At 67.3% G+C, this 8,780-nt stretch carries 7 protein-coding genes; 5 read left to right on the top strand and 2 right to left on the bottom strand.

Annotated features, from left to right (window positions below):
• Window positions 1-60: 60 nt before the first annotated feature.
• On the bottom strand, window positions 61-906 hold the full coding sequence (locus ACTRWG_RS22315; RefSeq protein ID WP_027236669.1) for a 2-dehydro-3-deoxygalactonokinase: 846 nt from the start codon (window positions 904-906) through the stop codon (window positions 61-63).
• 355 nt (window positions 907-1,261) lie between these two features.
• Between ACTRWG_RS22315 and ACTRWG_RS22310 the strand changes: the two genes are divergently transcribed.
• The 4 genes from ACTRWG_RS22310 (at window position 1,262) to ACTRWG_RS22295 (ending at window position 5,839) form a co-directional block, all read left to right on the top strand.
• Window positions 1,262-2,278, top strand: a complete 1,017-nt coding sequence (locus ACTRWG_RS22310; RefSeq protein WP_051357812.1) for an AraC family transcriptional regulator — start codon at window positions 1,262-1,264, stop codon at window positions 2,276-2,278.
• 390 nt (window positions 2,279-2,668) lie between these two features.
• A complete protein-coding gene (locus ACTRWG_RS22305) occupies window positions 2,669-3,466 on the top strand; it encodes a sugar transferase (protein ID WP_084299584.1) in 798 nt (265 codons plus the stop codon).
• 75 nt (window positions 3,467-3,541) lie between these two features.
• The gene (locus tag ACTRWG_RS22300; RefSeq protein ID WP_462829961.1) at window positions 3,542-4,477 is read left to right on the top strand and encodes a CpsD/CapB family tyrosine-protein kinase; all 936 of its coding nucleotides are present in this window, start codon (window positions 3,542-3,544) and stop codon (window positions 4,475-4,477) included.
• A 111-nt stretch (window positions 4,478-4,588) separates the two neighbouring features.
• A complete protein-coding gene (locus ACTRWG_RS22295) occupies window positions 4,589-5,839 on the top strand; it encodes a GumC domain-containing protein (RefSeq protein WP_462829960.1) in 1,251 nt (416 codons plus the stop codon).
• A 121-nt stretch (window positions 5,840-5,960) separates the two neighbouring features.
• On the opposite strand, the gene ACTRWG_RS22290 is transcribed toward ACTRWG_RS22295, so the two are convergent.
• On the bottom strand, window positions 5,961-7,331 hold the full coding sequence (locus ACTRWG_RS22290) for an oligosaccharide flippase family protein (protein WP_462829959.1): 1,371 nt from the start codon (window positions 7,329-7,331) through the stop codon (window positions 5,961-5,963).
• A 235-nt stretch (window positions 7,332-7,566) separates the two neighbouring features.
• Between ACTRWG_RS22290 and ACTRWG_RS22285 the strand changes: the two genes are divergently transcribed.
• On the top strand, window positions 7,567-8,772 hold the full coding sequence (locus tag ACTRWG_RS22285; protein WP_462829958.1) for a glycosyltransferase: 1,206 nt from the start codon (window positions 7,567-7,569) through the stop codon (window positions 8,770-8,772).
• Window positions 8,773-8,780: the final 8 nt, after the last annotated feature.

Raw genomic sequence — 8,780 nt, 5'->3', positions numbered from 1 at the left:
GGGTTCCTAACACGGCACCTTCGCAAGCATTCGGCCCAGCCGGGAAGCAGCCGCGTCCGCTCAGCGTCCATTCCAGGCGCGGGTCAGCCCTTCCAGCGCCATTCGGGCGGGATCGGCGAGGCTGACTGGCAGCGCCTGCGCCTCCAGCGCCGCCGCATAGAGCGCCTGCAGCGGCGGTTCTGCGATCAATGCCAGGTTCTGGCCCAGCCAATACGGCCGCGCCGCGGCCAGTTCGGCACCAAGCAGCAGACCCCATATCCTGGCGTGCGCAGAGGCGGCAGGCATCTGCCCCAGAACCGACGCAGCCTGCACCGAGGCCAGCCGGGCCGCCAGCAATTCCGGCTTGGCTATTCCGTCCGCTGCCGCGTCCGCCAGCGCGGCCTTGTCCCAATCGCCTGCCGCCGCCAGTCCCGTTGCCTGTGCCGCTGCTTGCGCCAGCTGCCCGGTCAGGGCGCTCTGGAAACTGACCGCCTCGCGGGCGCTCACCTGCACCCAGTGGGTCACCGCTCCGGGCAGGCACACCACGCCGTCCCAATCCGGGTTCAGCTGCAGGAAGCCGCTGAGCTTGGCCAGTGCGCCTTGCATCACGCCGCAGGGCGCCGCCTGGCTGAAGCCGGGCAGCGCGTGAACCTCCAGCGCTTCCAGACGGATGCCGCTCAGCGGCAGTTCCGCCGGCACAGCCGGGACCGGACGCGGAGGCACCAATCCACTGCCGCCCAGCACCACTGGAAAGGTGCCGCCGCCCATGGCCTGGCGCAGTTTCGCGGCCAGCGCGGCAGGGCTCCCGTTCGGCAGCTGCAGCACCTGCGCAGGGGCCGGGGCGCCGTCCGTCACAGTCCAGGCGGTGAGCGTCAGCCCGTCCAGATTGGCAGCCAGCCAGCCGGCCGCGCTTTGGGGAGGGTTCATGATATCCTCATTTCTCTGCCATGGCGTCGCCTGCGCTTATGGCGGTGATTCCCGTTTCCGGCAAGGGCGCGGCACGCAGCAGTATAGGCCCGGATACCCGTTAGAATAGGACCCTGTCCGCCGGTATGCCCGTCATAAGCTAGAACGCCGGGCATTTGTGCAGAAGACATGCCACCCGGCACTGCGCCTGGAGCGCGGTTTCCAGTACGATGCAATAGCCGGGGCCGGGCACTGCCTGCCCCCTGGCCGGCCGCCGCTTCGGACGGCAGCTTACGACTGACCCGGCTCATCCGGAACGCGGCTTGCGCCGTAAACAGTGAAACCGGCCGAGACAGCAACAGGAGAGACCGCAGACATGCCCGCCGCACCGGCTCCGCACAATGCCATATTCGCCCAGCTCGCCGCGCGTCACTTGCTGGCCCAGGGGGTCTCGCCTGCGGCAGTTTTTGCGGGCACCGGTTTCGGCCCGGCCTTGCTGAACCAGGAAGAACCTGCCGCCCCCTTCGCTGCGATCGCCGGTTTCTTCAGCCGGGCCGCGGAGCTGACCGGCGATCCGCTGTTCGGCTTCCGCCTCGGCTGCACCAGCGATCTGCGTATGGCTGGCCTCTTGGGCTATATCGCCCGCACCTCGCCGACCGCCGGCTGCTTCCTGCGCAACATTGCACGCTACGCCGGGGTAATGAGCGATGCCTGGGAGGTGGACCCATCCCGGCTCGCCTCGCACGGGGAGTTCGCCTGGTCCTGCAAAGCGGCCTCCGGCCAGCAGGCGCATCAGTATATCGAGTTCCTGGCGGCGCTGTTCCTGACGGCCCTGCGCGAGGCGGCCGGGACGCGGATCGAGCCGCAGGAGGCGGCTTTTACCCATCAGCGCCGCCGCGGAGCCGAAGAGATGTCTGCCGCTTTCGGCTGCCCGGTGCAGTTCGGTGCCGCGGCCAGCCGCATTGTGTTCAAGCCGGAAGACCTGGATCTGCCGCTGGCCAGCGCTGACCGCCTGCTGCTGCGGGTGCTGCGCGCCTACGGCGACCAGCTGCTGCACGGGCGGGGCCTGGGACGTAAAAGCACGGACCTGACGGCGCAGGTCGAAGAAGCGGTTGCCGCCCGCCTTTCCGCCGGATCGGCGTCGCTGGCAAATGTGGCCGCGGATCTTGGCATGAGCCCGCGCACCCTGTCGCGCAAGCTGGGCCGGGCGGGCACCAGCTACTTCACTATTCTTGAGGAATTGCGCAAGGCCTTGGCGATCCGCTACCTGCGGGAGAGCAGGCTGCCGTTGTCCGAGATTGCCTTTTTGCTGGGCTATTCCGGACTGAACAGCTTCAGCGAGGCTTTCCGGCGCTGGACGGGGCAAAGCCCGGGGCAGTACCGCGGCGGCTGACCAGCCCGGACCAGGCTGCACCAGCAGCGATTCTGCGCCTGATTTCCAAGGTTTGCGAACAATTCCGGAATTTCCCCGGAAATTGTTTCCGCTCACCCTGCCGATTTGAGGCTTTTTTCGGGCTTTCCCGGCGTCTTGCCACAATTTGCGCGAATTTCCTAAAATTTAGTTTAATTAGGGGTGACTGCTGAAATGCAGCGTCGCCAGGGGATTAGGCGAACAACAAAATCGGCGCGGGCGCGTGGGGGCGCGCCCCGTTTTGGAACCTGAAAATCAGTAGTGGTGTTCTGCCGCCAATGGCGCGCGGGAGGCCGGTTTGAGTTTATACACGGCCGCCTTGTCAAAAGGGGGCGGTCCAGCCGGTTTCAGGCTGGATAGCGGGGGTTTTCGATGAAAGACATGGTTCCCGGAGGGGCGGGGCTGTCTTTTGCGCAGTTTGAACAGGATACCGGGGGTGCCGCACTGCCTCCCCGGGCTCTGCAGCATCTGCGCTTGCAGCCAACCAACATGAATGCAGGCTTGACCGGGGTTGCAACGGCCGGCGGGCACATTGCCCGGCCCGGGCGCCGTGCTGGCGGCAGCGGGTACCGGATGGCGGGCAAGCGGGTCCTGGACCTGCTGCTGGTTATTCTCAGCCTGCCGCTGACGCTGCCGGTTATCGCGCTTTGTGCGGCGGCGCTGTGGCTGGAAGGCGGGCGGCCGTTTTACACGCAGCCCCGGCTGGGACGCGGCGGCCGGGTGTTCCGCATCCTGAAGCTGCGCACAATGGTGCGCGACGCCGACGCCTTGCTGCAGCACTATTTGGACTGCGATCCCGCCTTGCGCCGGGAATGGCAGGACACCCAGAAGCTCAAGAACGATCCGCGTATCACCTCGGTCGGGCGGCTGCTGCGCATGACCTCTCTGGATGAGCTGCCGCAGCTGTGGAACGTCTGCAAGGGCGACATGAGCCTGGTCGGTCCGCGCCCGATGATGCCGGAGCAGCTTTCGCTTTACGGCGATGCGCGCGCCTATTTCGCGCTGCGCCCTGGCATCACTGGGATCTGGCAGGTTTCAGTGCGTAACGAAGGCAGCTTTGCCACCCGTGTGCTGGCCGATTTCGAGTACCGGGACGGGCTGTCGCTGAGCCGTGACCTTAGGCTGCTCTGGCGCACTGCCGGCGTTGTGATGAAGGGGACGGGATATTAACCTCTGTCTGATCCTCTGCAGGCCCGCCGGACGGGCCCGGCAGTTGATCGGCCAGCCGTTGCGGAGGGCAGGATTGTGAAGCATTTTGCAATATCAGGGGCGTGTGGCGCCACCCCGGCGCACGGCCCGCTGACAGGACTGGAAGTCGATGAGGACGGCATGAGCGAGCATGGCTACAAGCGGTTCCGCCGCCGCCGCGCGACGGCGGCTGCCACGCCGCCTGCCGCCGGCGGCACCGGCACTGAAGCGGCGCCGCAGATGGCGGCGCCCGGCGCACCGCCGCAGGCGCAGCTGCCGGCCCGCCTGCCGGAGCCTTGGGACCGGATCCGTCAGGTGCCATTTGACCCGGTGGCGCAGCGGGCAGCGCGGCTGCCGCTCGTCAGCCGGTTCCGCGTCTCGCCCGCGGCCAAGTCTTTTGACCTGCTGCGCACCCGGCTGCTGCACACCTTGAAGGCGCGCGGCTGGAAGCGGGTGGCGGTAACAGCGCCCGCGGCGGGCTGCGGCACCACATTCTCGGCGGTCAATCTGGCGCTCAGCCTGGCCCGGGTGCCGGACAGCCGCACCGTTCTGATGGACCTGAACTTCCGCCGCCCCGGCATGGCCCGGGCCCTGGGGATGGAGGCGCAGGGTGATCTGGGCGCCTTCCTGTCCGGCAGCGCCCGGATGGAGGATCACTTGCTGCGCCCGCTGCCGCAGCTGGCAGTTGGTCTCAACCAAACCGCGGATCAGGATGCCGCGGAACTGCTTCACAGCAGCAGTTGCGCCGAGGCTCTGGACGGCTTGATGCTGCGCTCGGAAGCCGACACCGCGCTGTTCGACCTGCCGCCGGTGCTGGAGCATGACGACACCGCCGCTTTCCTGCCGCAGGTGGACGCGGTGCTGCTGATCTCCGATGGCAGCAGCACAACTGCCGCGCAGCTCGCGGCTTGCGAGAAGATGCTGGCAGGCCATACAGAGCTTCTGGGCGTGGTGCTGAACCGGGCCCGGAGCACAGACAGCCCGCTGAACTGACCATCCCGGCGTCATAGTTTTGCCCGGTTGCTGTGGTCAGACTCCGGGCGCGGTCCGCTGCCGGGCGGGCTGAGCCGGCAAAGCAACAGGCAGGGGCAAGAGAGCAGACAGATGGGGCCAATTTACTCGCTTGGCGATTTTTGGGACATGGTGCAGCGCAGGCTGTTCACCATCGCCTGCATCTTTGTCTTGGGCTGCCTTGCCTCCCTCTGGTTTGCCGCCAGTCAGCAGCACGAGTACGAAACTGCCGAGGTTCTGCAGATTACCCAGCCGCAGATCGCCGGCGAGCTGGCCAAATCCACGGTTGAGGGCTCCTCTGCCCGCCGGATGCAGCTGATCGAGCAGCGCCTGATGGCGCGCGGCACGGTGGTGGAAGTGATTGAGAAATTCGGCCTCTATGCGGATATGGAGGCGCTGACCCAGCTGCAGAAAGTGGCGCTGCTGCGCAAGTCGGTGCGGATCACCGGGGTTGCCGCCGCCCGCGAAGGCTTTGCTGATGACGGCACCATTTCGGTGCTGACCATCACCGCCCGGATGCCCACCGCCGAACAGGCGCAGCAGGTCGCCAGCGAATTCGGCCGCCGCACCATCGAACTCAGCGTCGCCACCCGCATCGACCAGGCGCGTGAAACCCTCAGCTTCTTTGCCGGTAAGGAAGCCGCGCTGGCCGATCAGCTTGCCGCGCTGGAGGATGAAATTGCTGCCTACCGCAACGAAAATGACGTGACCCTGCCGGGCACCATCGAATTCCGCCGGGCGGAGATCGCGGCTCTGAACGAGGGCCTCCTGGAGATCGCCCGCGAACGCATCGAAATCCGCCGCGCCGCAGATCAGGCCCAGGCCACTGAACGCCCCGCCACCGCCCGCCGGATGCAGGAAGAAGCGGAGCAGCAACTGGCGACGCTGGACGCGCAGGAGCAGTTGCTGACCCGCCGCAGGGCCGGGCTCGAGGCGTCCTTGCAGACCACCCCGGAAGTTGAACGCCGGCTGGGCGCCTATGACCGGCGGCTGGAGCAATTGCAGGCAGAGCTTGCGCAGATGACCGCCCGCCGAAATGAGGCGGAGGTCGGCTTCCGTCTGGAAACCGGCCGCCAGGCCGAGCGTCTGACGGTGCTGGAGCCGGCGCCGCTGCCGGATTACCCGGTGACCGGCGCCCGCAAGACCAAGGCGCTGATGGGGGCCGCGGCCAGCCTGCTGGCTGCGCTGCTGGCCGCCTTCCTGCAGGAGCTGCGCCAGCCGGCGCTGCGCACCGCCGCACAGATGGAGCGGGAAACCGGCCTGGTGCCCGTGGTCTCCATCCCGGTTATGGACACCCGCCCGCCGCGCCGCGGCCTGCTGGACCTGCTCAGGCGCAGGAGCTAGGCATCAGGCACTTCCGCCCGGCCGATAGCCGGGCTGAACCGGGGAGGGCGCTCTCGCACCCACCCAGGGCCGGGCGCAGCCCTCATCGGTTCATTCGAAAATTGCGGATACTGGCTCTTGATCAGGGGGCACTCAACGCCGCAGCCATGGCCGTGACCTCTTCCCAGTGCCAGCTCAGCGCCGCTCCGCCTGCCGCGACCGTTAGCAGCGCAAACCCCGCATCATGCAGCGGGTCCCAGACGTGGTGCCGCCGCGCCAGCCGCACCAGCACAGGATAGGCTGCCAGCATCGCCAGCCCCAGCGCCGCAATGCCGCCCGCCAGCCCGAACCACACCACGCCGCCCAGAAACATGACTGTCTGCAGGCAGGCCCGCGCGGCTGAAAACACAAAGAACCCGCGGCTGTCACCCGCTGCCAGCGCAGCCTGGTCATAAGTCATGGTGATCACTGCCGGCGCCAGCGCCAGGGCAATCAAAACAATCATCGGCCCGGCCTGCACATAGCGGTCATCATACAGCAGCTGCACCAGCCACGGCCCGGCCCAGGCCATCCCCAGCAGCATCGCCAGGATCCCAGCCGTCAGACCGCCGCGCAGCTGCCGCTGCCGCCGCAGGTTTTCCGGTGCCTCCCGCGCAGGCTTGTCGCGATAGACCGGAATCATCAGCCGCTGGTTCACGGCATGGCCCAGCAGCATCGGAAAGCTCGCCAGGAAATAGCCGATGTTGTAGATCCCCAGCACCTCAAGCGGCACGAATTTCCCCAGGATGGCCCGGTCCCCTTGAGAGGTCAGGAACCAAAAGGCGGTGGACAGGAAAATCCACTTGCCGAAATGGATCAGCTCTTGGGCGGCGGCTTTCTCCCAGCGGTACCGGTTGGCCGCCCCCGGCAGACCGTAGTGGCACAGGGTCAGCTTGGCCGCCGCCTGGATCACCCCGCCCAGCACCAGCGCTATGACCGACTGCGTCGCCAGCGCCAGCGCAATCATCGCCGCCAGCCCGATCACCTGGCCGCCAAGGTCCAGCACGGTGACGCGCCCCGCCAGCAGATGCCGGTGCGCAGTCTCGATCCGCGTCGGGTTAAAGCCGGCAATCGCCAGCCCGGCGCCTGCAATCGGCAGATACACCAGCAGCTCCGGGGCGTCATAAAACGCGGCAGCGGGCCAGGCCAGAAGCGCTGTCAGCGCCCACAGGCCAAAGCCGCGGATCACCTGGATGGTCCAGGCAGTATTCAGAAACGCCGGATCGTCCCCCCGCTTGTTCTGGGCAATCGACGGCCCGATGCCAACATCCGAGAACAGCGACAGCCCCACCGTCACAACGGTGACCAGCGCCATCAGGCCAAAGGCTTCGGGGAACAGAATACGGGTCAGGATCAGGTTGGACGCCAGCCGCAGCGCCTGGCTGCCGCCATAACCGATCACCAGCCAGGAGGCCGAACGCAGCACCCGCGCCGCCATCCCCTGGCCTGCAAAATGCGATGCAACCCGCTGCATGCTGTTCCTGTCCCAAACGTCCGCCACCGCAGGCTAAGGAGGCGGGGCAGGGGCGTCAATCTCGGCGCGCCTGCGGTGGCGCAGACAGCCCCGTCAGCCCGGAATTGCAAGACAATACTGCCACCTGTGCCGCATTCTCCACGCCCGGGCGACAAGCGCCACGGGGTGCTGGGCAAGCCGGTAAACCGCCGCTAACCTGCCGCAGACACTTGCCTTTCGCACGGATTTTTCAGCGTTGAAGATCGCCTATGTCCTGAACACCTATCCGCAGCCATCGCACAGCTTCATCCGCCGCGAGCTGCAGGCGCTGGAGCGTCATGGCGTGGATACCCTGCGCCTGGCAATGCGCCCTTCCGGCGCGGCGCTTGCCGATCCCGGTGACCAAGCCGAGGCGGCCCGCACCGAGTATGTGCTGCAGGCCGGGCCCGGGCGCTTGCTGGCGGCTCTGGCGCGGGAGGCGGCGGCACCGGCCCGCTTCGGGCAGGCGCTGAGCCTGGCGCTGAAGCTGTCGCGGGCCTCGGACAAGGGCGTCCTGCTGCACCTGATCTACCTGGCGGAGGCCGCCTTTGTGAAACAGCGCTGCGCGGCAGAAGGGGTGCAGCACATGCACGCGCATTTCGGCACCAACTCTGCCGCTGTTGCGATGCTGGCACATGTGCTGGGCGGCCCCGGCTACAGCTTCACAGTGCACGGGCCGGAGGAGTTCGACGCACCGCACGCCCTGTCGCTGGGTGAGAAAATCAACCGGGCCAGTTTCACCGTTGCCGTCAGCAGCTTCGGCAAAAGCCAGCTGAGCCGCTGGGCTGCTTTCGGCAAATGGGACAGCCTGAAGGTGGTGCACTGCGGCATTGAGCCGGACTGCTTCGCCAGCCCCGCGCCGCTGCCCAAGGGGCCGCTGCGGCTGGCCGCGATCGGACGGTTTGTCGAGCAGAAGGGCCAGATGGTGCTGGTCCGCGCCATGGCACAGCTGGTTAAGGAAATCCCGGACCTTCATCTGGCGCTGATCGGCGACGGGGAGAAGCGCGCGGATCTGGAAGCGGAGATCGCAAGGCACGGGCTGGGCGGTCACATCACCCTGACCGGCTGGCTGGCGGAGGAGGGTGTGCGGGCGGAGCTGGCCCGTGCCCATGCGCTGGTGATGCCCTCCTTTGCCGAGGGTTTGCCGATGGTGGTGATGGAGGCGATGGCGGCTGCACGCCCGGTCATCGCAACCTATATTGCCGGTACGCCTGAGCTAGTGGTGCCAGGGCAGACCGGCTGGCTGGTGCCGGCCGGGGATGAGGCCGCGCTCGCCGGGGCGGTTCTGGAGCTGGCGCAAACACCGCCGGACAAGCTTGCCGCCATGGGGCTGGCCGGCCGCGTCCGGGTGCTAGGGCGCCACGACAGCGCCACCGAGGCAGCCAAGCTGGCAGAGCATATCCGCCAAACCAACGCCGGGTAACAGCCGCG

Source organism: Leisingera sp. G5_S3_59_S7 (assembly GCF_054968485.1).
The sequence above is the reverse complement of the archived record's forward strand: the minus strand, read 5'-3'. Positions and strand labels throughout refer to the sequence as shown.

What these genes read in the sequence shown, in the direction of transcription:
- ACTRWG_RS22315 (WP_027236669.1), bottom strand. Translation starts at nt 906, where the DNA reads ATGAACCCTCCCCAAAGCGCGGCCGGCTGGCTGGCTGCCAATCTGGAC.
- ACTRWG_RS22310 (WP_051357812.1), top strand. Translation starts at nt 1,262, where the DNA reads ATGCCCGCCGCACCGGCTCCGCACAATGCCATATTCGCCCAGCTCGCC.
- ACTRWG_RS22305 (WP_084299584.1), top strand. Translation starts at nt 2,669, where the DNA reads ATGAAAGACATGGTTCCCGGAGGGGCGGGGCTGTCTTTTGCGCAGTTT.
- ACTRWG_RS22295 (WP_462829960.1), top strand. Translation starts at nt 4,589, where the DNA reads ATGGGGCCAATTTACTCGCTTGGCGATTTTTGGGACATGGTGCAGCGC.
- ACTRWG_RS22290 (WP_462829959.1), bottom strand. Translation starts at nt 7,331, where the DNA reads ATGCAGCGGGTTGCATCGCATTTTGCAGGCCAGGGGATGGCGGCGCGG.